Origin of the sequence: Erythrobacter sp. (genome assembly GCF_035194505.1) — a bacterium.
In the GTDB taxonomy this organism is placed as follows: Bacteria; Pseudomonadota; Alphaproteobacteria; order Sphingomonadales; family Sphingomonadaceae; genus Erythrobacter.
On sequence record NZ_CP136573.1, the window covers coordinates 241406 to 266413 of the forward strand.

Below are 25008 nucleotides of genomic sequence, written 5' to 3' on the forward strand. Positions count from 1 at the left end.
CCCATGCCTTTGCCCATCATTTCGGACGCGTGCATCTGGATTATTCGCGGCAATGTCTGCACACCGCCTGCCACCATCGGGAAGGGGACAGATCATGCGCGCATCGCGGCTGGCGACATTGGGGATTTGGGCGAGCCTTACGGCAGCGCCGCTGCAGGCCGGTCCGGTCGAGGATTACGAGGCGCTGCGCGAGGCGATGTGGCAGGCCACCCTCGACAGTTCACCGGGGCTTGCCACCAGCGTCGGAGACCGGCGCGGCGACGGCAAGCTCGGCGATCTCTCGTTGGCCGAATATGATCGCTCGCTGGCCGAGGCGCGGGCCTTTCTGGCGCGGCTCGACGCGATCGACGCCGACGCCCTGCCGCAAGCGCTGAAGGTCGATCGCGCAGTGCTGCGCAGCAGTCTGGTCGCGCAACTCGAAGCCGCGCAGCATGATCACGATCGCTATGTGATCTTCACCAATCGCGGCGGGTGGTTTCTCTCGATTGCCGGTCTGCCCGAGCGCTCGCCCTTCTTCACCCGCGCCGATTATGAAAGCTATGTCGCGCGGCTCGAAGCCTTCGGACGCATCAATGCCGATGGTATCGCCCGCAGCCGCGAGGCAGTGGCGCGCGGGCTGACCCAGCCGTGCGAGCCGATGAAGGGGCTGTCGGACCGGGTCGTCACGCTGCTCGATGATAACCCGCGCGAGACGGTGTTCTGGAAGCCCTTCGCCCGCCGCCCGGATTCCATTACCGAGGCCGAATGGCAAGCGCTGCAGGATCGCGCCGCGCTGGCGATGAGCGAGATCGTCACGCCCGCAATCGGCGACTTTCTCGATTTCTACACCAAGGAATACGAGACCAGGTGCCGCGCCGGACTGCCGGGGATTTCCGAAACCCCGGGCGGGGCGGCCTATTATGCCAACCGGGTGAAGAGCTACACCACCACCGATCTGACCCCTGATGCGGTGCACCAGCTTGGCCTCTCCGAAGTCGCCCGCATCCGGGCCGAGATGGAAGAGGTCGCAAAGGCGGCAGGCTATACCACGCGTGAGGCCTTCATCCAGCATCTGCGCACCGATCCGCAGTATTACCTCACCGATGCGAACGCCTACATGATGCACGCCGCCGCGCTGGCGAAGCATATCGACGGCTTCCTGCCCAAGCTGTTCGGCCGCCTGCCGCGCCAGCCCTATACCGTGCTACCGATCCCCGCCGCCAACGCTCCGGGCAACACCACGGCCTATTACGAGCCCGGCTCCTTTGCTGCCGGACGCCCGGGGATTTACCGCGTCAACACCACCGAGCTGAACCAGCGGCCCTTGTGGGAACTGCCAGCGCTCGGCGTGCACGAGGCGATGCCGGGGCACCACTTGCAGATTGCGCTCCAGCAGGAGCTCGACATCCATCCGCTGCGCGCCAACGGCACCTTCTTCACCGCCTTTGTCGAAGGCTGGGGGCTCTATTCCGAAAGGCTCGGGATCGAGATGGGGCTCTATGACACCCCGGCCAAGGAAATGGGGCGCCTGTCCTACGAGATGTGGCGGGCGACGCGGCTGGTGGTGGACACCGGCATCCATTCCAAGCGTTGGACCAAGCAGCAGGCGGTGGACTTCATGCGCGATAACACGGCGCTGAGCGCGGCCAATATCGATGCCGAGGTCAATCGTTACATCACCTGGCCGGGGCAGGCGCTGGCCTACAAGGTTGGCGAGCTGAAGATCCGCGAATTGCGCGCGCGCGCCGAGCAGCGGCTGGGTGCGAAGTTCGACCTTCGCGAATTCCACGATGTGGTGCTCGAAAACGGCTCTGTGCCGCTATCGGTGCTGGAGAGCCACGTCGATGCGTGGCTTGCGAAGAAGACCGCTGGTTAGCCCACCGGCATTGGCTGGGTGCTCGCCAGCACCTCTTCGGTGATCCGGCGGATGTTGACCCTGGCTTTCAGGCGCGCGCCGAGCAGCGCGGTGCCCGATACCTTGCGCTGCACGAACAGGGTCTCGATCGGCGGGAAGGCCCAGGTGTCCTTGTCCTGCGCGATCGCCCAGCCTTCCTCGCGCAGGAGCGGGATGAAGGCGCGATCGCCGAAGTCGAAGGGCGCATCCGCGCGCATTTCATTGATGACGATATCGATCATCCGATTGACCCGCTCGGGGTGCTTTTCGGCGACGATCGGCATCATGAAGCCGGCCTCGATGGTGGCGGCGAGGACCTCCTGCGCATCGCCCTCGAGCCCGGCCAGCAGCATCTTGCGATAGCCGTTCGCCACGGCCGGATCGACGGGACGACAGGCGCCGAAGTCGAGCAGCACGATCTCGCCCGTCTCGCGCCGGTAGCGGAAATTGGCGAAGTTGGGGTCAGTCTGCATCACGCCGAAATCGAACAGCTCGCGCGTGACGAGCCGGATCAGGCGGGCAAACACCTCGTCGCGGCGTTCGGGGCTCTCGTTGCCGAGTTCCTCGATGCTCACGCCCTCTTCAAAGCTCATCGCCAGGATCGATCCGCGCGTCAGCCCTTCGTGGAGGCGCGGCACGACAAAGCCGTCCACCCCTGCAAGCTGCTCGCGGTAAAGCGCCATCTGCGCGCCCTCGCGCTCGTAATCGGCTTCCTCGTGAAGCTGCTGCTTGGCGGCCGCCATCAGCTTGCCCATCTCCAACTCGGGCGGGGCAAAGCCTGCGACCTTGAGCAGCGTCATGACATTGTCGACATCGGAATCGATCGACTGGGCGACACCGGGATACTGCACCTTGATCGCCAGCTCCTCGCCATCGCGGGTCAGCGCCTTGTGGACCTGACCGATAGAGGCTGCGGCGATGGGGCGGGGATTGAACCAGCGGAATTGCTTGCGCCAGTCCGGCCCCCATTCGCTTTTGAGCACGGCGTCAAGCTGGCGGGTGGGCATGAAATTGGCCTGATCGCGCAGGGTGGCGAGGATGCGCGACAATTCGGGCGGCAGGAAATCGCCCGCATCAAGGCTGATCATCTGCCCCATCTTCATCGCCGCGCCGCGCAGGTGGCTGAGGCGGTCGGTAAGGCGCTGGACATTGCCGGGGGTGAGGATCATGTCGCGCGCCGAGATGCTATCGCCGCTCGCCAGCCGCCTTGCGCCTTCGGCGACCATGCCGCCCGCCACGCCGCCCACCAGCCGCCCGAAGGTGCCCAGCCGCGCCACGCGCCCCGCAGGCACGGCGCGCTGGCGGGAGCGGTCTTCGGGGAGCTTGTCGAAATCAGGGATCTGGTCGTCGTCGGACACGGGGTGAGGGGGCCTTGATCTTTCGGGGGCGTCAGGCGGCTAACGTTCGGGCTGCGGGCCTGTTCCGGCTCAGGAGATGCACAGGCCCCCGTCAACGGGCAGGCACTGGCCGGTGATGTAATCGGAATGGGGCGAGGCGAAGAACACTGCCAGTCCCTCCAGCCCCGCATGATCGCCCGGACGGCGCAGCGGGATGCGGCGGCTCATCCATTCGCCGAATTTGGGATCGGCCTTGGCGGTGATCTCGGTCTCGTAATAGCCGAAAAGGAGCGCGTTGGCGGTGATCCGGTGGCGCGCCAGTTCGAAGGCGGCGGCGCGGGTGAGGCCGTTCAGCGCGGCCTTGGAGGCGGCGTAATCGGACGAGCGGTTGACCCCCATGATCGACTGGCCCGAGGAGGTGGCGATCAGCTTGCCGCCCGCATCGCCGTCCTTCGCGCGTGCGATCATGTGGCGGGTCACATGCTTGTAGACCAGCGCCGCGCCGCGGGTATTGACCGCCATGGTGTGGTCCCAGCCCTCGGCCGTGATGTCGGGGATGGCGGTGCCTGCGCCCGAGATCCCGGCATTGGCGAAACACACATCCACCCGCCCGAAGGCGCCCAGCGTCTGCTCCATCGCCTGTTCGATGCCAGCCTCGTCCGCCACATCGCAGGTCAGCGCGAGCACATCGCCCGCGCCCAGTGTCCGCAATTCCTCCACTGCCGCTGCGTTCTTGTCGGCATTGCGCGCCCAGATCGCGACATTGGCCCCGGCCTTGGCGAGACCGCGCGCCATGGCAAGACCGAGGCCGCCGTTGCCGCCGGTGATGATGGCCGTGCGGCCGGTGAGATCGAACAGTTCCATGGCTCTCCAAGTGGCGCAAACGGCTATCCTGTGCAAGCGCGCGGGAACGCTTGGGCGCTACAGGTTTTGAGCCGCCATGGACGGACAATCTTCGCTTTCTCCCGCCGCTCGCGTTCTGGGATATGCCGGGCTCACCCCTCAGATCATCTGCCTTGCCATGGTGCTGTCGGGCCATGAATGGCGCTATTCGGCGATGGCCGGCGGCTTTGCCTACGCGGCTGCGATCTTCAGCTTCCTTGGCGGAGTGTGGTGGGGACAGGCGGTGCAATCGGGGCGGGCCAGCACCGGCGCCTATCTCCTCGCAGTGTCGCCGAGCCTGCTGGCGGTGGCGCTGTTCCTGCCGTGGACTTTCGGGTGGAGCTGGCCTGGTCCTGCGCTGCTCTACCTTGGCGCGCTGATCCTCGCCTCGCCGCTGATCGACCGCGCGCTCGGCTTTGCCGCGCCCGATTTCCTGCGGCTGCGCTGGCACCTTTCGCTGGGTCTCGGTGGGCTGACGATTGCGCTGGGTCTGGCTGCGGGGCAGGCGATGGGCGTCTAGTCCGCACTGGCCAGCGGGCATCGTTGGCGATGAATTAACCATTCTCATCTAGGCAAAACCCCGGTTTTCAACGCGGACCCCGGGAACTTGATGATTGCTCGTATGCCATCGCTGAAGAGAATGCTGCGCGGCAGCCTCGGCGGCGCCTTGTCCGGTGTCTCTGCGCTCACCGAAGACAAGTCGCTCAAATCGGGCGAGTCACTGCTCCGTCGCAAGCGCGTGAAGGTGGCGATCTTCGCCATTATCTTCGGCATTGTTTCCGCCGCGATCGAAATGCCGCTGCCGGCCGAGGATGCTTTCCGGCTGGCCCGCTCGCAGGTCCGGGCGCGGATGGTGCCGCAGGATGTCGCGATGATCGCGATCGATGACGCCACGCTTAACGAGCTCGGTGTGGCGCTTCCCACCCGCAAGCATGAAAGCGAGCTGATCGACCGTCTGGTGGCCGCCGGGGTTCGGAAGGTCGTGTTCGACCGTGCCCATGCCGATCCCGAGACGCCTGAAGCAGACGCCCAGTTTGCCGAGACGCTCGAGCGCCACAAGGGCAGGGTCTGGCTCGGGATGACACCCGAACTCGAATTCACCTTCCAGAAGGTCGATGCGATCGTCCCACAGAAGATGTTCCGCGATCATGCCAACATGGCGGCGATGGTGGGCTTTTCGGCACCGTTCAACCTTTCGGTGGTGTTCCCGACCGAGGTGGAACTGGCGGGCGGCACCTATCCCTCGATCTCGGCCGTGCTGGCGGATTACGAAGGACCGCCGGTGCGCTATCGGCCCGATTTCGCGTATAATCCCAAGGACATCCCGACCTATCGCTATGCCGATGTGTTGCGCGGCCGGATTGGAGCGAACAAGCTGCGCGGCAAGAACGTGATCGTCGGCGCAACCTACATCGAATCCAGCGACGTTTTCCGTCATCCCCTCTACGGCAAGGTCGCCGGACCCTATTTTCACATCCTCGGCGCCCAGACCCTCAAGCGCAGCACTCCGGTTGACCTGATGTGGTATCCGGCCTTGCTCGTGGCAGGGATCGCCATCCTTTTCCAGGCCCTGCGCCAGTCGCGCTCGTACAAGCCGCTCTGGGCTGCCGTGATCGGCCTTTCTGCGATCACCCTGTTCCTCGATGAAGCGGGGATCAATCTCGACATCCTTTCGGGGGTGCTCGCGGTGATCGCTGCGGCTTTCGGTTTCCACCGGATCTCGCGCAAGTATTACAGCAGCGAGGCCGACGCGATGACCACCAGCGCACTGGGGCTGGACAAGGTCGGCGCCGAGCTCGATGTCTACGCACTCAAGATCGCCAACCTTGCCGAAATGTCGGAAGACTGGGGCGAGCGCGAGCTGGGCGAATTCGTCAACACCCTGATCACCTATGTGAAGGGTCCGGGCGAGGTGGGCGACGTCGCTTTCGAGCGCGACAGCCTTGTGTGGCTTGCGCCCAGGATGGATGCCGCCAGCCTCGAACGCCATGCCGATGGCTTGGCGCTGATGCTCAAGACCGCGATCAGCCACGACTGGCAATCAGCCAGCAGCGCACCGGCGATCGGGATCGATACCAACCATGATCTGCCGCTCGGCCAGCGCATCAAGAAGGCGATGCAGGCCGCCGATCAGGCCGCCAGCCGCGGGGTGCGCTTCATCATCAATGATGCCGCCTATCTCGAAGCGCGCAACCACCGCCTCGAAATCATGCGTGTGCTCGAAAAGGGCCTGCGGGAGCGCAAGATCGGGGTGGCCTACCAGCCCAAGATCGATCTCGCCACAGGCCGCATCGTCGGGGCCGAAACGCTGATCCGCTGGAAGCCGGAAGGGCAGGACTTCGTCAACCCGCAGGAGCTGGTGCTGGCGGCCGAAGCCAATGATCGCATCAACGAACTGACCCTGATCGTGATGGAAGCCGCGCTTACCGAAGGCCGCCGCGCGATTGCTGTGGATCCCGGCTTCAAGCTGGCGGTCAACATGTCGGCCAAGAGCCTCAGCAACACCGATCTGCTGTTCGACATGATGACGATGCTGGGCCGCATCGGCTTCCCGGCGGAAAACCTCACGCTCGAACTGACCGAGACGGCCAAGCTCGAGGACAAGCTGATCGCGCCCCAGATTGCAGCGCTAAAGCAGCGCGGCATCGGCCTTTCGATCGACGATTTCGGCACCGGCCAGTCCAACCTCGAATATATCGAGAAGCTGCCGAGCTCCGAGCTCAAGATCGACAAGAAGTTCGTCCAGCACATGGCAAGTTCGGAAGAAAGCCGCGCCGTGGTGCGTGCGACCATCGAGATTGCCCATTCACTGGGCAAGGTGGTGGTGGCCGAAGGGGTCGAGGACGAGGCGGTCGCCACGGCTCTGCGCGCCATGGGTTGCGACCAGGCGCAGGGCTACCTGTTCGCGCGGGCGATCTCCATGGCCGAGCTGCTGGGCATGATGGCTGAGGGAAGAAACGTAGTTAACGGTTGATTAAGGTTAATTTTGTGTTAAATATGCCTCTAGCTGGTTGGTAGCTATTTGGAGGCAACTATGTGGGAATGGATCGCTGATCTGTTCGGCAAGCGCTAAGCTGCCGACTCGATCGAAACAAGGAAGCCTCGGGAAACCGGGGCTTTTTTGTTGCCTGCGTCCGGAAATCGCGCGACCTGCGCCGTCTCGCATGATGCGGCATGGCCCAGCCCGAAAGACCTGCGAATCCCGTTTTGGGACTCGCGATTCCAGCCTCTGGCGATTCGCCAAAAATCAGCGCGTTAACCTTTTGGGGCTGGCTACGGGGTCGCGAAAAGCGGGTGTGACGGCGCGTTTTCGGCAGCGCGCAGGGCCCCCCGCGCATTGGCGCAGGACAGTGAATTCCGGCCCTCAACGGGCATGTCAGGAACGAGCGCGGCCAAAGCCGAAATTGGTCGTGGATAGCAGCCCGATAGCGAACTGTCTCCAGTAAAAAATTCAATAATAACAGTGGTGTAATAAAATTAACCGTCTGGATTGTAGCCAAGAAATAGGCATGCCCGTGTTAGTGCAGGCAGTGAGAAGGTTCTGTTGCCCTGACTGGCCGGCCCTAACGCAGTAGTTCTGCTACCAACGATGGTTTCTTCTCAATCATGGCTAGCAGCACCTGGGCCGGACCAGTCGGGCGACGTCGGCCATGCTCCCAATTGAGCAATGTGCCCTTGGCTACACCAATGCTTCGGGCGAATGCGCCTTGCGACAGCCCTGTTCTCGCTCTGATGGCGGCGACATCGACGGCAGGCACCTCGACGTGATGGACATTCGAGCCGACATGCTGGCCTTGGGTAAAGGCAAGAGCCTCATTAAGACCCTGCATAATGCTGTCATGTGCGTTCATTGGCTGCCTCCATAGGTATCGACCAGGATCTTGCTTAGCTGGATCGCTGCTGCCTGTTCGGCCTTGGTCAAATTGTCTTTCTCATTTTTGGCGAACACTGTGACCAGAAATATGGGCATGTGCGTGCCGCCAAAAACGTAGATGGTCCGGTATCCGCCGCTCTTGCCACCGCCTTCGCGGGGGATCCTTACCTTGCGTAGGCCACCGCCCAAAGACACTCCCGCATCCGGGTTTGCCGCGATATAGTTCACAAGACCGAGGCGTTCGGCCTCGGTCATGATGGCCTTCGCCCGTCGAAGGAACTCGGGCAGCTCCACGACGGTCTGTAAAGTGGTCATGAAGCCTTATTTATACGTCAATGACCCATAGGTCAATGACGTATGGCTGGGCGCGCTGTCACCTCATTCCAGCATTACATACCGTCCCAGGCGACGCGATCCGACAAAGATGATTCTACCGTTGTCCCGCAACACCCCTATGTCACGTTTCGCGGTTCTCAGCGTGACCTGCCAATGGTTGGCGATGTCCTCGGCGGTGCATTTCTCATTTCGTGCGACTCGCTCCAGAAACCATTCTTGTCTCGGGTTAAGTCCGGAAAACTCGGCACAATTTATGGTGACATCGATGTCACCATAAATGTCACCAATAATGTCACCATAATCAGTGCCGGTTTCGACCTCTGTGCCCGGTCGATCATCGGTTCCAAGATCAATCCTAGCGGTCACTTGCGGCGTTGGCGGCTGGGCGCTCGCATCGGAAATCAGCTCCAAAACCAGTGCCTGGACGGCCGCCGATTTTGCGAAAAGTCTCATCAAGAAATACCCGCTTGGCCCGGATTCGCCGCTCAGCCAATTCTTGACGCTGCGCTCACTTGCGTTGGTCCAGCCCATGATCGTTTTGACTGATCGATGCGTGTCGCCATGCTCCTCTTTCAAAGCGTCCGCGATCAACTCGGCATAGTCCTTTGGCGACTTCGCCAGCCCCACCCACAGGTGCAACATCTTGCCCTTTTTCGGCAACATCCTCCGTCCTTTCCCCCGTTACATTCGCGTGTGTGCGGAACGGTAGGCAGAGGCGCTGATCGGACTGCAGCTGGTGGACGCCCTGGACTGCTGCGGCGGCTTAATTTGAAAGGGCGTGAGTTGAGCAACTGGCACTACGAGGACGGGGGGAAGCGCCCTGAACAAACAGGGCGCAATGTAAGGGCGGCTGAATATGTCCGTATGTCCACGGACCACCAGAAATACTCGACCGAGAACCAGGCAGATGCGATCCGCCACTACGCCACTGCGCGGGGTATCGACATTGTTCGTACCTATGCGGATGCGGGTAAGAGCGGCCTGAAGATCGAAGGGCGCGACGCCCTTAAGCAACTCATCGATGATGTTCAGTCTGGCTTAGCCGACTACACCATGATTCTCGTTTACGACATTAGTCGCTGGGGGCGTTTCCAGGACGCGGATGAAAGCGCCTACTACGAGTACATCTGCAAGCGCGCTGGGATTGCAGTCCAGTACTGCGCGGAGCAATTCGAGAACGATGGCAGTCCAGTTTCGACTATCGTCAAAGGCGTCAAACGCGCCATGGCAGGGGAATATAGCCGAGAGCTCTCAACCAAGGTGTTCGCTGGGCAGGGCAGGCTGATCGAGAAAGGCTACCGCCAGGGTGGCCCTGCGGGCTTTGGACTTCGCCGAACCCTGATCGACGAGAGTGGAGCAATCAAAGGCGTTTTGGGGCGCGGCGAGCACAAGAGCATCCAAACCGACCGGGTTATTTTGACGCCGGGCCCAGAAGAGGAAACAGATACTGTTCGTCAGATCTATCACGCCTTCGTGCATGGAGGCCGCAGTGAGCGCGAGATCGCGGAAGACCTCAACGCCAGGGGGATCCTGACCGACCTCGACCGCCCATGGACCCGCGGCACCGTTCACCAGCTACTGATCAATGAGAAATATGTCGGCGACAACGTTTGGAACCGCCGTTCGTTCAAACTGAAGAAGAAGCGCGTACAGAATGCGCCCGAGATGTGGATTCGGTCTCAGGGTGCGTTCGAGGGCATCGTAGAGCGGGATCTGTTTGAAGCTGCCCATTCGATCATTGCGGCGCGTTCGTTCCGACTGTCAGATGATGAAATGCTGGAAGCCTTGCGCGGGCTCTATGCCAGCAAAGGCCTGCTCTCGGGGATCGTCATCGACGAGTGCGATGGTTTGCCCTCAAGCAGTGCCTATAGCTCCCGTTTCGGCAGCCTGCTGAGAGCCTATAGCCTGGTGGGGTTCACTCCAGACCGGGACTACCGGTACGTCGCGATCAATCGAACCCTGCGCCAGATGCATCCCGATGTTCTCAGGCAGGTACTGGACGGGCTGCGTGGGCAGGGCAGCGATGCCTGGCAGGATCTCACTTCCGACAGCGTCATCGTCAATGGCGAGTTCAGCCTGTCGATCGTCATAGTCCGATGCCTAGTCACGCCAACGGGCCTGCTGCGCTGGAAGATGCGCTTCGACACATCAGCCATGTCAGACATCACGATCGTGGTGCGCATGGACATAGACAATAGGGCGCCGCTCGATTTCTACCTGTTCCCGCGGATCGACGTAACCTCCGAGCGGCTAAGGATGGCCGAAGACAATGGCCTGAGCCTCGACGCCTATCGTTTCGACACCCTGGACTACCTCTATGAAATTGCCGCCCCAGTCAGCATTGCGGAGGCTGCCTGATGACCGAAATGGGCTCGCAACAGATCGAGATGATTCCGATTTCACGGATTAACGTGCTCAACCCCCGTTCCCGCAACAAGCGGCAGCACCGTGAAATCGTGAACAATATCGAGGCAATCGGCTTGAAACGGCCGATCACAGTCAGCTTGCGGCAGGGGCCGGGTGGGCCAAGATATGACTTGGTCTGCGGGCAAGGGCGCCTTGAGGCGTTTCAGATGCTGGGACAGGAGGAAATCCCGGCCGTCGTGATCGAGGCGGCTGAGAATGAATGCCTCGTCATGAGCTTGGTCGAGAATATCGCGCGCCGGGTTCAGCGCCCGATCGATGTGATGAAGGAAATCGGCGAACTCAGGAAACGGGGCTACAGCGAGGCTGATATCGCCCGGAAGATCGGTGTCCATAACTCTTGGGTCAGCATGGTAGTATCGCTGCTCGAGCGCGGCGAGGATCGACTTTTGTCGGCAGTTGAAACTGGTCTCATACCGATAACGATGGCCATGGAGGTGGCAAAGGCTGAAACAGAAGAGGCTCAAAACCTTCTGCTCGAAGCCTATGAATCGGGGAAACTGAAAGGCAAAAAGCTCGCATCTGTCCGTCGCCTGCTTGATCGGCGCCTGCGGAGCAAGAATAAAGGAATTCATTCAGGCCGGTCGGGTTCGCGCGGTGGCAACCGCCGCATAACGGCAAACGACCTGCTGCAGGTCTATCAACGCGAAGCCGAGAAACAGCGCCTGCTCGTGAAGAAATCTGACTTCACCCAGACCCGCCTTCTTTTCGTTGTCGAGGCTATCAAAGATCTCCTGAGCGACGAGGGGTTTACCACCTTACTAAGGGCTGAGGGTCTGGAAACCATGCCACGGGCGCTTGCTATCAAGATTGCGGGAGGCCTGGATGGCTGACTGGCTCCCTCAGCACGTTATCGAAGCTTCTGACGATCCAGACGTTCATCTGGCTTTTGAACGCCAGACCGTTTCAGTCCCGATTTCTGTCATTGTGCCGTTGAAGTCGCTCCGCGAAGGTATTCGCGAGAGCAAGAAATATGCCCAAATTGTAAATTCGATCAAAGCGATCGGGTTGGTTGAAGCGCCAGTCATCATCGCTGACACGCAGCATTCTGGGCGGTACTTTCTGCTCGATGGGCACTTGCGCATCGAGGCACTCAAAGAGCTCGGCACCGAAACGGTCGATTGTCTCGTGGCGACCGACGATGAGACTTACACCTACAACAAGCGTGTAAATCGCCTGCCGCCTCTTCAGGAACATCGCATGATCGCGCGAGCAGTAGAGCGAGGGGTGGCGCCGACCGTGATAGCCGAGGCTTTAGGGCTGGATGTCGCGTCGATACACCGCAAATTTCGCTTACTGGATGGAATCTGCCCCGAGGCCGCGGAGATACTGAAAGACACCATCTGTCCGATGAACGCTTTCGACATTTTGCGCCGCATGTCACCCACGCGGCAAATCGAAGCGGCAGATCTGATGGTCGGTCAGAACAATTTTAGCCTGATGTTCGCAAAAGCTCTTCTGGCCGCAACGCCGGACGATCAGCTCGCGAAGCAACCGAAGAAAGATAAGAAGGCCGATGCGAATGGCCCGACGGCCCAGCAGATCGCTCGAATGGAGCGGGAGCTTGCAGCCCTGCAGACGCAGGTGAAATCGGTCGAAGACAGCTACGGCATCGACAACCTGCACCTTACCGTAGCGCGCGGATACATGGTCAAGCTCCTAAGTAATGCCCTCATCGTTCGGTGGCTTTCTCAGCATCACCAGGAATATCTCAGCGAGTTCCAGCGGATCGCGGAAATGGAGTCGATCGCGCCGGCATCAGCCACGCTGCCAATTCAAGATTGAGTGTGATGGGGACCCGGACCCGATAAGCGCGGGGACCATGGGAGAAGCCGCACTGTGGGGCGGATCGAGCATGGGTGTGGGGATGGCGGCGAACCCGCTCGGAGCCCACTAGGCCGGCCGTCATAAGGACCGGCCGCATGCGCGGTGTTGCCGCGCATGATGTATGAACGGGCGTGCCGGTTATGTGGCGAGCCGGCACGCCCCAAGAGATCGCGCTAATATGATCAAGAATGCTCCGCTGACTTTTTCAGCATTCTAGCAACGCCCTTGGCCAATATTTCACCGACCTCAGCCAGCCTCTCCTTGGCGGTCATTTCGTTGGGGTCTGGGCTGCCGGGGGGCCAATGAAGCGTCTTTGGGCGGGGCGCTGGATACAGATCACCCACAAGAGAGGGCTTCTTTGCAAGCAATGCGAGCAAAACCTTGGCGGCTCCTGTCGGCTGTCGGCGGCCTTGTTCCCAGTTTACCAAGGTGCCCAGAGGCACCCCGATGCTTGCCGCGAAAGCGCTTTGTGACATTCCGGCCTTGGCCCTAATCGCGGATACGTTGACAACTGGCACGTGGGCACGAGGCGGGCGGGTTATCAGATCGTCAGGTGATGCGACGCTTACAGAGACCTTCACGGCTTTCCATGGTTTGCGCTTTTGCCTCATTCCCGATTGCTATTTTGCGTCCCAAACTACGTCAATGGCGTAGTAACATTGCCTGTGCCCGCCACTGTAATTCCAGCACTTTTCCCCGCTAGCTGACGGGAGGCAATAGCAGTCTGAAGTCTGGGCTAAGCCGTCGCGTTTTGGAAACTGTGATTGCCCGTTCCGGGCTCTAGAAACAGCAGAATTCTGTGACCTAGCCCATCTCCGGTCCAGAGGTTGTGGAAAAAATATTGGCTGTTTTGGGGGTGAAATTGGAAAATCTCCAAATTTCTCCGTTCTGAAAAACCCCAGAATTCTGCCGTTTTTCGGCCCCCTTGGGGCAGTTTTGAATTCGCGCGTATTGAATGGTCGTGGATAGCAGCCCGATAGCGAACTGTCTCCATCCGATAGAGTGCAAAAGCTGGTGTTTCAAGAGGCCCAACAAATGTCGCCCCGCATGACCGTTTCTGGCATTTCCCGCCGATTTTTGAATGTATCGCTAAGCGAGGGCTTCTGACAAGGAGGACCAATCGCTGACTAGGTCGTCCCGCGTTGAGCGCGCCTTCGGGTACCGGACGTTCACTCGCGGGTTGACGATATTTTTCCGGTGAACGTCAAAACACCAGTCGCTGGTGGGATACCCCATCCAGTCATTTGTCAGCTTCTTTGGACTGAGATTCGGACGCACCTTCACATGCTTGAGGGATGATAATCGAGCAGGGTCTGCACGACCTCCGCAGCTCAGCCTTGCCTCACTGCGCAGCCGATAAGCCATAGGTCAGACGTTTGCTTTTGTCTTAACCTTTGCCCCCCCTTCTCGTATTCAAGCGCTCCGCCCCCCTTAAGGAGCCGCTCATGTCAACTTCTTTGATCGAGGCCGAGATTAAGCGGTTTCTTCGTGACGACCGCGCCGAGGTGCTTTGCATCAAAGGTAAGTGGGGCGTTGGAAAGACTTTCGCGTGGCGGAAGTGGCTTGCTGATATCGAAGCGGATGGATCCCTGAAGTCGAAGAGTTATGCCTACGTCTCCTTGTTCGGGCTCAACTCCCTGGATATTTTAAAATACTCGATATTCGAAGCGACGGTTACTCCTGAACACCTGCTTACCGGGCCGGACGTATCGACGGTAAACGCGCTCGTCCGGAAGGGCTTTGATCTGGGCCGAAAGTCCAAGGGTTTGCTCGAACCCATTCTGGCGCTGGCTGGCTCCAAGGATGGCGGTGAAGCCTTGTTCCGCAGCGCCTACATGCTCGTGAAGAACCAGTTGGTGTGCCTTGATGACTTGGAGCGCGCCGGTGAAGGCTTGGCACAACGGGACGTTCTTGGACTTGCGTCGGCGCTTAAGGAGCAACGCAACTGCAAGGTTGTGCTGCTTCTCAATGTCGAGGAGATGGCTCCTGAGCAGAAGCAGGAGTTTGAGCGCCAGCTCGAGAAGGTGGTGGACGTTTCGCTTGTATTCGATCCAAACCCTCAGGAGGCAGCTGCAATTGCCCTGTCCGGTAATACCGAATTGGATGATATGCTTCGCAAACGGACGATCTCGCTGGGTATCGTCAACATCCGCGTTATCAAGAAGATCGAGCGATTAGCTGCTCGCATCTGCGCGATCCTAGCGGGCACCAACAAGCAGGTAATGGAGCAAGCTGTCTCGTCTGTTGTCCTAGGTGGCTGGGCGGAATTACAGCCTAGCGAGGCACCAGCGTTCGAGACGCTGAAAAGCTACAACCGCCTCGTTATGTCTCTTAAAGCTGGTAAGAGCGATAGAGAAGAGGAGCGCCCCAAGTGGGCCGATCGGCTGGAGAACTATGACTTTACCCATACCGACGATCTTGACCTCGTCATTTTCGAAGGGGTCCAGAGTGGCTTCTTTGATGAGCAGAAACTGAAATGTGCTGCAAAGTCGCTTGAGGATTCAATCATCCAAAACTCGCGGGACAATTCCTACGCCAAGGCGTGGGATCAATATTGGCATGATCTATCGGTACCAGACGAAAAGCTGCTCAAAGACATTCATACGGGGGCGCTAGAAAACCTTGGGATCATAAATCCGGTCAACCTTAGTGGCACCGCCGGGTTGCTTCGCGAATCAGGTATGAACGCGGAAGCCGATGACCTGATTGATCGCTACATGGAGGCGAGAAAAGACGAGGGGAAAGCCTTCTTTGACCTCTACGAACATCACTTCATGTCTGGCGACGCACCCGATCCTAGGCTTATCGCCGCGTTTGAGGCCAAGCGCGCAACATTCGTAGACGTTCGAGACCCAGGCCAGGTTCTAATCCAAATGAGCGCGCAACAGGGTTGGGAAGAGGAGGATGTTGAACTTCTAGCTTCGCTGACCGCTAAGCAACTTATGGCGGTGTTCGACGCGATGAAGGGCCCCGAACTTAGGCGTTCTATCCAGTTCGCCCACACACTGGCCAAGTCAGGCTCCGAACATGCAGATACGCTCAATGGCCGTCTTGCTGAGGCAATGAAGACGATGGCGGCAAGGTCTTACCATACAAAGCGCCGGTTGAAGTCATGGCGTGTTCCTCTTTGATTGGCATCTAGGAGGCCGTCGACCCTGATTGGGTTGGCTGACACGCTTGCACTGACCAGGTGGGGGCATCTGTCCAATTGACGAATCGGTGTGTCGATGTTCTATTTATGTTCCATTCATCCAGGAATATGAAACGTGCTGCGCCTTGTCGATAATCCCACGCCTTTGGAACTGCCGCTGTTCACCTCCACGGTGCCGGCCGGCTTCCCGAGCCCGGCGGACGACCACATCGAAGGCAAGCTCGACCTGAACGAACATCTCGTGCGCCGGCCGGCAGCCACGTTCTTCGTGCGGGCGTCAGGGGAGTCGATGCGCGGAGCCGGGATCTTTGATGGCGACTTGTTGATCATCGAGGGACTGTCAGGAATTCCGTGTGTGGTCGGGCATAATGGGTAAAAAGGAGTCCCACTATGTCACGACGCAAAGAGCCGACGATCCCGTCTGATTTGCTTGACCGGCTTCTGGCCGGCACCGATGCCGCTGCTGCCTTGGGTCAAGGCGGCTTGCTGGACAATCTGAAGAAGGCGCTGGCCGAACGGGCGCTCAATGCCGAGATGGATCATCATCTTGGCGATGGCCAGGCCGGCAACAGCCGCAACGGCTACGGCCGCAAGACGGTGATCACCGACAGCGGCAGGATCGACATCGACGTTCCACGCGACCGTCAGTCGAGCTTTGATCCGCAGCTGATCGCCAAGTATCAGCGCCGTTTTCCGGGGTTCGATGACAAGATCGTGTCGATGTACGCGCGCGGCATGAGCACCCGCGAGATCGTCGGGCACCTGCACGATTTGTACGGCATCGACGTCTCGCCCGACCTGATCAGCACGGTGACCGACGCGGTGCTCGATGAAGTCGCCACTTGGCAGCAGCGGCCGCTTGATGCGATTTACCCGCTGGTCTTTTTCGACGCGATCCGGGTCAAGATCCGCGATGAGGGCACAGTCCGCAACAAGGCGATCCACATCGCGCTGGGCGTCCGCGCCGATGGCGCCAAGGAGGTGCTGGGCCTGTGGCTCGAGCAGAATGAAGGCGCCAAGTTCTGGCTGCGGGTGATGAATGAGCTCCGCAACCGCGGCACCGAGGATATCCTGCTGGCCGTCGTCGATGGCCTGAAGGGCTTTCCCGAGGCGATCACCGCCGTGTTCCCGGACGCGATCGTGCAGACCTGCATCGTCCACCTGCTGCGTAACTCGATGGACTTCGTCTCCTGGAAAGACCGCAAGGGCTTGGCGACGGCGCTCAAGGAGATTTACCGAGCTCCCAGCGCCGACGCGGCCGAACAGGCGCTGACCGCGTTCGAGGCGGGGCCTTGGGGCTTGCGCTATCCTGCCATCGGCCAGAGCTGGCGGCGCGCCTGGGGCGAGGTCATCCCGTTCTTCGCATTTCCCGACGAGGTGCGCAGGATCGTCTACACCACGAACGCGATCGAAGCCCTGAACTCGAAGCTCAGGCGGGCCGTCCGGGCCAGGGGCCACTTCCCGAGCGACGAGGCCGCCACCAAACTGCTCTATCTGATCTTGAACCGATCGGAGAAAGAGTGGAAAATGCCACCACGTGAGTGGTCCATGGCCAAGGCCCAGTTCGCCGTTCTGTTCGGCGAACGCTTCATCAAGGCCATGGCGGCGTAATGTTCAAACGCCCGACCACACACGGAATTCCTGACAGTCCCATCATCGACCGTGGTGTCGCCCCGCATCCCGACGACATCGTCATTGCTATCTTGCAGGGCGAGCTAACCGTCAAACGCCTCAGAAAGACCGACGGGAACTGGCACCTGGCTGCCGAAAACAGCGCGTATCCGTCATTGCCGCTCGTGGAAGGCGACTGCGAGATCTGGGGCGTGGTGACCCATAGTATCCGGCGCCACTGCGGCCGCTGATGGCCACCTTCGCGCTGGTAGACTGCAACAACTTCTATGCATCCTGTGAGCGGCTTTTCCAGCCCCGCTTGCGGGGGCGGCCGGTTGTGGTTCTCTCGAATAACGATGGATGCGTAATTGCACGGTCGAATGAGGCGAAGGCGCTGGGTGTCGCCATGGGCGCGCCGTTGTTCAAGATCCGCAAACTGATCGAGGAGCACGATATTGCTGTCTGCTCGTCCAACTACGCCCTCTACGGTGACATTTCCGAACGCGTGATGAGCGTTCTGGGGTCAAATGCTCCGGGCCATGAAATCTACAGCATCGACGAGTGCTTCCTGGATCTCGACCGCTTAGCCGTGGCGGATCTGACCGAATGGTGCCGTAACCTTCGGCAAACGACCCTGCAGTGGACAGGCATCCCAGTGTCTGTCGGCGTGGGGCCGACTAAGACCCTTGCCAAGCTGGCCAACCGACTGGCGAAGAAGTCGGCAAAGGCCGGCGGCGTGCTCGACCTGGTGCATCATCCGAACTGGATCGATGCGGCCTTGCGCAAAACGCCGATCGGCGATGTCTGGGGCGTGGGGCGCCGATGGAGCGCTATGCTGGAGGAGCGCGGCATCCGGACAGCCCACGACCTCGCCAACGCTCAGGACGGCTGGGTGCGCCAGCGAATGGGTATCGTCGGTCTTCGAACCGTTCATGAATTGCGCGGCCTCGTCTGCCACGCGCTTGAAGACCAGCCGCCACCGAAACAGACGACATGTTGTTCGCGTACCTTTGGCAAAGCCATTTTCGACAAGGGCCAGGTCCATGATGCCGTGATGAGCTTTGCCGAGCGGGCGGCGGAAAAGGTGCGTCATGCCGGTCAGGCGGCAGGTGCTGTGCAGCTATTCATACGGACCGATCCGTTCGCGCAGGACTTGCCACAGAAGTCAGTATCAGGTTCTGCGACGTTCCACCGGCCAACGTCCGACACCCGCGACATCACTGCCGCGGTCTTGAGGATTTTCGAGCGCATCTGGAGAGATGGATATGGCTGGCGGAAGGCCGGCGTGCTGCTGCTCGATCTGGCTGCCCCCGGGTCTGCCCCAGCATCGCTCTTCGACGTAATCGAGGCGCCCGACGATGGACTGATGCAGGCGATCGACCGGATCAACGGTCGCTATGGCCGTGGGACCGCCCGGTTGGGGTTGGCCCAAAAGGATGCTGAATGGCGCATGCGCCGAGAAAACCTTTCGCCCAGCTTCACGACCCGTTGGGGGGATATACCTGCCGCGAAGATGGGGTAAGAGTGAGCCATGGACGCTGCCGATCCAGACCTGCCTGACGCTGCTGTTGAACACATCAGCCAGATGCTGACGCTGGCCAAGAGCAAGCATCAGGAGGCCATGGCGTTGCTCGGCACGCCTGATCCGAACGCCCTGCCACGCCTGCGCGCAGTGCTCCGCCTCTTGGAAGAAGTCGAACTGTTGGCCGATGACGCGACAAGCTATGTTGAGGCAGAAGTGATGAGGGCCGCTATCAAGGACCTGCATTTCCAGCAGGCGGCCGTTCAAGTGGCCATAGCTAGGCTGGAGAACGTGAAGGTCCAGTACCCATGGGCGACGCCTTGGCCATGGTTTACCCTAATCGTTCTGGCGACGCTGTTGGCGCAGGTTATCGGGTAAACCGCGAAGCCTGTTAATTTATCACGTCAGAGATTTTGTAGCAGGTCGCATCATGTCGGCGACAAGCTTCAATCTGAAATTCCAGGATCTTGTCGATTGGGCTCGAGGGATTTTGCATGAGGAGCGATGTGGCCAACTCCGAAGCAGGATCCCACCGTTGACTGCGTCGCATCATGTCGACCAATCGCGTAGAGAGGCTGATCTTTTCGTCTGCTTCTAGCTCTTCGCTTGCCAAGGCGCTCTCGAGCAATGAAGCAGCGCGCCTGCGGCACTCGCGCGCTGACACATCATCGTGACTGTCATCTGCATCCCAAGCTGCATTAAGGGCGTACTCGGCGGCCTCCATTTTCTGGCCCGAGAATTCCGCAATATGGCTCGCGGTCATGAAGCGCCTTATCAAGCCTTGGGTTCGAGACGCCCATGAAGTCTCCATTTGCGCCAATTCATTCAGCAACGCTTCCACGCCTTCGACTTTGGTCTCAATCGACGGATAGGCATAGTGACAGTGTGGACACTCTTCGACCCAGTATGCCATGGTCGATCGCATCATTTCCGGTGGTCGCAAATCAAGATCTGGCGAACCAAATTGATTTGTACTCATGATGGCGGTCTGTTTGCTTTTCTTGCCACACGCGGAGCAGGTGCGCTCACTTTGATCCATCGTCGTCATCGTATTTCCTCACTGCCTTCGGCAATTCCTAACCTAAAGTTGCTGTTCTAGGGGGCAGCTTAGAGCCCCCTAGAAACTAAGCAAATTCAGTATGGGATGGCTTCCGCCGTGAAGGCGTTCACGAACTGCCCCGGTTGCATCACAGCCGAGCGGCCGCTTACCAGCCATGTTGCGAATACGGCGGCGACCGTGTTGCCTTTGCCTTCCTGACGATGGACGCCGCGCATGGCATAGTCGCGGCCTCGGACATTCACCTTTTCAAAGGTGACCTCGAACTTGCCAGATTTGCCGCCAACCGCCTTGCCGGTTTTCCAGGTTACGCTGGCAACCACCTGTGAGCCCCGGGGAATAACTACCACCCCACCATCGGATATGTCGTTGACGACCGTGAAACCGACTTTTTGGCCAACCTCGACATGCTTGGAAGAGATTTCGGCATCGGGCGTCACCGAAATCAGTGTGCTGGCGGGAAGGGCTCGCTGTGCGACTTGTGTGGGCATTGGTGCCGGAGCGGTCGTCGTTGGCTGAGCACTGACTTGGGGGCTGATGGCTGCAATGGATAGAGCCCAGGCAAAATGATGGATTTTCATGAAGAAGGCCTTCTTGAACGGGGGGAACCCTCCCGGCGCACCGTAGGTGCCCCGGGAGAATGAGTATCAGAAGCGGTAGCCGACGCCGAAGATGGCCTGGTTGCGGTTTACATCTTCAGAACCGTAGCGGGTGTACCGGTACTCGCCCTTTACGAACCAACGGTCTGCAATGCGTTGCTCAAGACCTGCGCCGAGGCGAATGCCGTCACTGGTGCCACTCTCATAAGCCCAAAGGCCGTAGCCGGCTGCTGCACCTTCGTAGCCGGCATTGCTGTAGCCGGCTTTAACGTATGCGAGGGTCCCATCACTGAGCTTGGCGCCGACGCGTGCCGAAAGTTCAATGTCCCGGCGCGCGACCTGCGAATAGGCCACACCAAGATAAACGCCTTCATCCTTCACAGACGAGTAGTCGAGATTTGCTTCAACGCCGACAATGACGGTCTCACCGACGGGAAAATCGTAGCCGATACCAACACCGGCAGTTGCGCCATCGACGGTATAGACACTGGAAACGGCATCGTAGCCGCCGTGCAGATCCACGCGGAAGCCCTGAAAGCTTTCGGCATGTGCAGCGGTGGAAACGAGAATGGCGATCGGTGCGCCAATAGTGGCAGCGAAGAGACGCTTAGTCATAAGACCCCCTGAAGGTGAATGTTTTGAAAAAACGGACGCGGGCGATTCCCGCAACCTGCAGGTTCTTTAGACTTTCAGAGTGTCAAAACCGGGCACGGGTCGCTGGACGGCATTGGGGAATGTGCCCCAAAGTGGCATTGCTCAGTTTAGCGCGGCAGCAAACCCAACTTGTCCGTGCATGGTCGGCTACATGGCCCTTAGCAAATCGAGTGTGTGCTGGTCCCTAGTCCCCCGAAACCACCGCTCGAGAGCCGCCGTAAAGAGCTTCTGCGTGGGGGCAGCCTCGGCAAACAAGGTAAGGGAAGAGTGCAGCTTCGTTGCGTCGATTGAGCCAAGCACAGCTTTAGGATCGGAAAGCGGTAAATCCTGAAGGGCTTCAACGCATTCGAGGTACCGGTTGCCTAGAACCGGATGAGCTAGATACGCTCGTGCTTCGTCAAGCGAACCGATCCCGTAACGTTGGGCTGTCTCGCTCCTGCCCAGTCCCGCCAACTGAGGAAAGATAAACCACATCCAGTGTGATGTTTTTCTGCCGCGAGTGATCTCGCTAAGCGCCTGAGAATAGATGCTAGTTTGCGCCTCAATAAAACGATCCAGATTATATTCCATGGAGTGAGAAGCGCTATCAATCAAAACAGTTTGCCGTAAATCTTGTCCCGCTCAGGTGGACCGTGCCGCAAAGTTATCAGCAACGTAAGGAGCAAACCATACGTGCGGCACGGCCCGCCTGAACGGGCCAATCCTGATTTGTGCGTCCAATCGAACACTTAGCCCTAGCTTGCCGACTATCGGTTGATCTGGATTGTCAGTGGGCATAGGGCAACCGAAGAGATTGTTCTAGTGTATGTATTGCCCAAACCGTCGTAGATGCACTGCTTGGTCATGCCAGTGACGACCTCACCAGACTTATAAGCAGTTATTGATCCACCTGACGGCTGGCGCATTTGATTTTCAGTCGCAGGCGACGGCCGCGAGACTTGGATCGACAAAGGGCAAAGCGCCACTGACGAAATTGTTCTCGTGTACGTGCTGCCCAAGCCATCATAGATGCACTGCTTGGTCATGCCTGAGGAAACTTCGCCAGTTTTGTATGCGGTTATCGTTTGGGCATTAACCTGCGAGGGTGCCAAAAGCGTGCCGATGGCAACCAAAGTTAGAAAACCGATCCGCATCATTACCTCGCACGTCTGAATTTACAGGTACCGTACCCTTCGATTGGAACAAAGCCAGGCATGATTGCCATATGCCGAGGCATCTATGTCCCTGAATGGCATTACTCGGCTTTTCGATGGGTCGGATAAGGCGATCCAACCATCCGACTAAGAAGCACAACCATCGCCCACGTATCCCGCTCACAATATGCTTCGAGGGCGGAGGCTATTTGTTTTCTGCGCTCCGGTGCGCAATTGGGCGACGCCGCTTCAAGCCAGGCGAGTTGTGCAGCGGCGCCGTCACCCACTTCGAGGTCGGAATAGTCGAGTTCAGGCGCAATTGTCGGGAGCACCTTCTTGATCGACCAGCTGCCGCGTTGATCTCTGTGGTAATAATGAGCTTGGGTAACAGGCAGGAGATCGACGAACCTCTCTGCAATAGCCAAAAGCTCTGGCGCCAAGTCAGGCACTGCATCTGCCAAGCCCCTGACACAACTCCGCTCAAAGCTCGCATTATAGGCTATGATGGCGCCAGCGGTTCCGACGCATTTAATCAGCGCCTCTGCACATACTCGTCGAGGATCAGCACCATCTACGCTTAGGAAACTGCGATGGGTTATAGACCCGTCCGCTAGCTCCCTATGGCAGGAAAACTGAAATGGGACTTGCTGGTATGGTCTTGTGCCGATCCACGCCGGTACAGGCAGGGCAATGGTCTCAAAGTCGAGATAATACCTCGGGAAGTGCCAGTTTTCCGTCACCTTCATTGCACCGGCAGGGTCATGGTAAGGGATGCCGGAAATCGTTGCCTGGTGAACAATGCGGTGTTGAGGCTTCTTCAGAAAGTCGAGTGAAAGTTCTCTGAGATCGAAGACCCCTTCTTGGGCCATTTCGTCTGCAAGACGGCGGCCAACGCGGGGCAGAATGTCGATCGGCCACTCTGGTGGCTGCGGCTGGTTTTTGCCGCAATAGGCTTGAAATTCGCAGCTGAATGGCTTGGTACAGTGGGCACCGACATCTACTGAGGGCTCACCGCCTGCAAGCGTCTCCCTAGCTTTGGAGACAATGTCGGTCCGACTTTCCGCGATTGGGCGTACCGCTTCCAAAAGATGGGCGTCACGGAGCAAGCCGTCATAGTTTCCTGGCTCGGCCAAAACGAAACCAGTATCGATGTGGCGGATCGTTGCGGCCTCGATTGCCATGCCGCAGCCCTCCAGAACCCATACCTGAGTTGCCAAATCGCCGAGGTGATAATCCTTTACTCCCGTCGAGCTTTTAACTTCGGCCATCTTCCAGCTTCCAGCCGGAGTGGGTTCAAGGATGTCTACCTGAACCAGAACCCCATCATGGACGAATGTTGCTTCGTAGATTGGGCCTTGATGTCCTGCAGCCAACAAATTGGTGGTTTGTTCGAGAGCGGCTTTGAGATCCGGCTGCGCTTCGACCATCACGCCCCCAGGCACGAGGTCGCAAGCGATGGCACCAACCTGATGACCTGCGGCGAACCTCAGTTCTGATTGTGCTTGGGTTTCAGCCAAATCCCGGCGGTGCACCGAAAGCCAAAGCTTCTTTGGGCACTGCTCGAAAGCAGTTATCCGAGATTTTGACAGGCCATGGGCCTTGCCACTGAGGCTCTTTTGCCCTCCCACTTATACTCCCATCATCAATAATCGCCGTTGGCTCAGTTCAAAGCGCTGCTGGGCGGAGTTCGTACATAATCAAGAACGGGCTCGGGGTCGATTGGACCACCCTCAAACGCCATAGGCGCCCAGTTGCCGACCAGTCCCTCGGCGAGTTCCCGGGCATCAGTGTCGAGCTTTTCCATCAATCGGTCTCTCAGTTCACCAGCGTCATGTCTTGTCTGGCCTTCCGGCAAATCGCGATAGGCTAGCATGGCAAACTTTGCTGCCTCTACCAGTATTGCCTCGTCTTCCTCAGTTTCAGCAAAAATGCGGGCAAGGCCGTAGTAAGCAGAGGGGTGACCTCGTTCGGCAGCACGCGTGAAGAAATGTGCAGCCATCGGGGCAGATTCGATAACCTCAATGCCGCACTCGTAGACATCGCCAAGACTGTTCATGGAGGGCCCATAACCGGCACGCGCGTTCGCCATGAAGATTGCTAACGCCTTGGCAGGATCTGCATCGTGGCTCCACATCATGGCCGTCGCTGTCTTATGACGCTCGGTCATGACATTCAGAGCTTCATCGTTCGGGGCAAAGGCCCGTTTGGCCATGTCTTCGATCAAGCGAATGTACATATCTGCAACCGCATAAAACTCGGCATCGGTGAGACCGATTGGACAATAATGGTCGAGTTTGACGGTGAGGCTGTATCGTTCTCCGTCAGCAGAGATGGTGGCCTTGGCATAGCGCCAGTCATGATTGAACCGGTTGCAGAGCATCACGAAGCGCCTGGCGTCCATAGAGGACAAGCCGCCCCATCCGCCATCGAACTGGATCGATCTTGCCTCGCTGTCTGGATCTGAGAGTTGATCGGAAAAGGCGTAAATGTTGAACTTGGTGCCGTTGGTCGCGCTCTCGACCCAGCACCAGTCTTCGCCATCGGTTACCTTCCCCCTGTAGCCCATTTCCTGCATCAACAGAGCGATACGGCTTAATGTTACTGGCTGGGCTACGGTTTCATCCACCTCAGCATCGGTCGCCGCCAACTCAGCTTCCTTGCCTTTGCCTCGGCCAACCAGAGCGGCGATCTTGTTAATTGCCATATAAAATCTCCACTTCTCGGACCG

General features: G+C 59.1%; 24 protein-coding genes. 12 read left to right on the top strand and 12 right to left on the bottom strand.

Going from position 1 to position 25008, the window contains the following annotated elements; translation table 11 throughout:
• Positions 1–94 precede the first annotated feature (94 nt).
• Positions 95–1855, top strand: coding sequence for a DUF885 domain-containing protein (locus tag RSE14_RS01245; RefSeq protein WP_324075431.1), 1761 nt, complete (start codon positions 95–97; stop codon positions 1853–1855).
• Here the strand turns inward: RSE14_RS01245 and RSE14_RS01250 are convergent.
• Both RSE14_RS01250 and RSE14_RS01255 read right to left on the bottom strand, forming a co-directional pair.
• Entirely contained in the window at positions 1852–3231 is a 1380-nt protein-coding gene (locus RSE14_RS01250) for an ABC1 kinase family protein (protein WP_324075434.1), read from the bottom strand. The genes RSE14_RS01245 and RSE14_RS01250 overlap by 4 nt on opposite strands.
• A 69-nt stretch (positions 3232–3300) precedes the next feature.
• A complete protein-coding gene (locus RSE14_RS01255) occupies positions 3301–4074 on the bottom strand; it encodes an SDR family NAD(P)-dependent oxidoreductase (RefSeq protein ID WP_324075436.1) in 774 nt (257 codons plus the stop codon).
• Positions 4075–4150: 76 nt separating this feature from the next.
• On the opposite strand from RSE14_RS01255, the gene RSE14_RS01260 reads away from it, so the two are divergent.
• Both RSE14_RS01260 and RSE14_RS01265 read left to right on the top strand, forming a co-directional pair.
• Entirely contained in the window at positions 4151–4612 is a 462-nt protein-coding gene (locus RSE14_RS01260; RefSeq protein WP_324075438.1) for a DUF3429 domain-containing protein, read from the top strand.
• Between the two features lie 90 nt (positions 4613–4702).
• Positions 4703–7066: an EAL domain-containing protein gene (locus tag RSE14_RS01265; RefSeq protein ID WP_324075440.1), complete on the top strand. Its 2364-nt coding sequence runs from the start codon at positions 4703–4705 to the stop codon at positions 7064–7066.
• 589 nt (positions 7067–7655) lie between these two features.
• On the opposite strand, the gene RSE14_RS01270 is transcribed toward RSE14_RS01265, so the two are convergent.
• The 3 genes from RSE14_RS01270 to RSE14_RS01280 all read right to left on the bottom strand — a co-directional run bounded on the left by RSE14_RS01270 (position 7656) and on the right by RSE14_RS01280 (position 8965).
• The gene (locus RSE14_RS01270; protein WP_083234626.1) at positions 7656–7943 is read right to left on the bottom strand and encodes a type II toxin-antitoxin system RelB family anti-toxin transcriptional regulator; all 288 of its coding nucleotides are present in this window, start codon (positions 7941–7943) and stop codon (positions 7656–7658) included.
• On the bottom strand, positions 7940–8221 hold the full coding sequence (locus RSE14_RS01275; protein WP_324075447.1) for a type II toxin-antitoxin system RelE/ParE family toxin: 282 nt from the start codon (positions 8219–8221) through the stop codon (positions 7940–7942). Before RSE14_RS01275 ends, RSE14_RS01270 begins: the two co-directional genes overlap by 4 nt.
• 123 nt (positions 8222–8344) lie before the next feature.
• Positions 8345–8965, bottom strand: a complete 621-nt coding sequence (locus tag RSE14_RS01280) for a hypothetical protein (protein WP_069310091.1) — start codon at positions 8963–8965, stop codon at positions 8345–8347.
• 120 nt (positions 8966–9085) lie between these two features.
• On the opposite strand from RSE14_RS01280, the gene RSE14_RS01285 reads away from it, so the two are divergent.
• From RSE14_RS01285 to RSE14_RS01295, 3 genes are read left to right on the top strand one after another with little or no spacing between them, the layout of a single operon-like run.
• Positions 9086–10660, top strand: coding sequence for a recombinase family protein (locus tag RSE14_RS01285; protein WP_083234627.1), 1575 nt, complete (start codon positions 9086–9088; stop codon positions 10658–10660).
• Positions 10660–11559, top strand: a complete 900-nt coding sequence (locus RSE14_RS01290) for a plasmid partitioning protein RepB C-terminal domain-containing protein (protein WP_069310093.1) — start codon at positions 10660–10662, stop codon at positions 11557–11559. Before RSE14_RS01285 ends, RSE14_RS01290 begins: the two co-directional genes overlap by 1 nt.
• Positions 11552–12511 carry a plasmid partitioning protein RepB C-terminal domain-containing protein gene (locus tag RSE14_RS01295; protein ID WP_324075448.1) on the top strand — a complete coding sequence of 320 codons (960 nt, stop codon included), beginning with the start codon at positions 11552–11554 and terminating at the stop codon, positions 12509–12511. The genes RSE14_RS01290 and RSE14_RS01295 overlap by 8 nt, the downstream gene beginning before the upstream one ends.
• Before the next feature lie 224 nt (positions 12512–12735).
• Here the strand turns inward: RSE14_RS01295 and RSE14_RS01300 are convergent, their stop codons facing one another.
• Positions 12736–13164, bottom strand: a complete 429-nt coding sequence (locus RSE14_RS01300; RefSeq protein ID WP_083234628.1) for a type II toxin-antitoxin system RelB family anti-toxin transcriptional regulator — start codon at positions 13162–13164, stop codon at positions 12736–12738.
• An 834-nt stretch (positions 13165–13998) separates the two neighbouring features.
• Here RSE14_RS01300 and RSE14_RS01305 point away from each other — a divergent pair.
• The 6 genes from RSE14_RS01305 to RSE14_RS01330 all read left to right on the top strand — a co-directional run bounded on the left by RSE14_RS01305 (position 13999) and on the right by RSE14_RS01330 (position 19215).
• Positions 13999–15684, top strand: a complete 1686-nt coding sequence (locus tag RSE14_RS01305) for a hypothetical protein (RefSeq protein WP_324075449.1) — start codon at positions 13999–14001, stop codon at positions 15682–15684.
• 135 nt (positions 15685–15819) lie between these two features.
• Complete coding sequence (locus RSE14_RS01310; RefSeq protein WP_324075450.1) at positions 15820–16080, top strand: LexA family protein; 261 nt, start codon at positions 15820–15822, stop codon at positions 16078–16080.
• Positions 16081–16094: 14 nt separating this feature from the next.
• A complete protein-coding gene (locus RSE14_RS01315) occupies positions 16095–17315 on the top strand; it encodes an IS256 family transposase (RefSeq protein WP_324075451.1) in 1221 nt (406 codons plus the stop codon).
• Positions 17315–17566: a LexA family protein gene (locus RSE14_RS01320; protein ID WP_324075452.1), complete on the top strand. Its 252-nt coding sequence runs from the start codon at positions 17315–17317 to the stop codon at positions 17564–17566. Before RSE14_RS01315 ends, RSE14_RS01320 begins: the two co-directional genes overlap by 1 nt.
• Positions 17566–18837, top strand: a complete 1272-nt coding sequence (locus tag RSE14_RS01325; protein WP_324075453.1) for a Y-family DNA polymerase — start codon at positions 17566–17568, stop codon at positions 18835–18837. The genes RSE14_RS01320 and RSE14_RS01325 overlap by 1 nt, the downstream gene beginning before the upstream one ends.
• Positions 18838–18846: 9 nt before the next feature.
• A complete protein-coding gene (locus RSE14_RS01330) occupies positions 18847–19215 on the top strand; it encodes a hypothetical protein (RefSeq protein ID WP_324075454.1) in 369 nt (122 codons plus the stop codon).
• Between the two features lie 13 nt (positions 19216–19228).
• Here RSE14_RS01330 and RSE14_RS01335 read toward each other — a convergent pair whose 3' ends face one another.
• From RSE14_RS01335 to RSE14_RS01360, 6 genes are all read right to left on the bottom strand, one after another.
• On the bottom strand, positions 19229–19885 hold the full coding sequence (locus RSE14_RS01335; protein WP_324075455.1) for a hypothetical protein: 657 nt from the start codon (positions 19883–19885) through the stop codon (positions 19229–19231).
• 86 nt (positions 19886–19971) lie between these two features.
• The gene (locus tag RSE14_RS01340; protein WP_324075456.1) at positions 19972–20475 is read right to left on the bottom strand and encodes a hypothetical protein; all 504 of its coding nucleotides are present in this window, start codon (positions 20473–20475) and stop codon (positions 19972–19974) included.
• 66 nt (positions 20476–20541) lie between these two features.
• Positions 20542–21108, bottom strand: coding sequence for an outer membrane protein (locus RSE14_RS01345; RefSeq protein WP_324075457.1), 567 nt, complete (start codon positions 21106–21108; stop codon positions 20542–20544).
• 186 nt (positions 21109–21294) lie between these two features.
• On the bottom strand, positions 21295–21717 hold the full coding sequence (locus tag RSE14_RS01350) for a DUF1810 domain-containing protein (protein WP_324075458.1): 423 nt from the start codon (positions 21715–21717) through the stop codon (positions 21295–21297).
• Positions 21718–22381: 664 nt separating this feature from the next.
• On the bottom strand, positions 22382–23908 hold the full coding sequence (locus RSE14_RS01355) for a DUF2779 domain-containing protein (protein WP_324075459.1): 1527 nt from the start codon (positions 23906–23908) through the stop codon (positions 22382–22384).
• A 32-nt stretch (positions 23909–23940) separates the two neighbouring features.
• Positions 23941–24984, bottom strand: a complete 1044-nt coding sequence (locus tag RSE14_RS01360) for a hypothetical protein (RefSeq protein WP_324075460.1) — start codon at positions 24982–24984, stop codon at positions 23941–23943.
• Positions 24985–25008 lie beyond the last annotated feature (24 nt).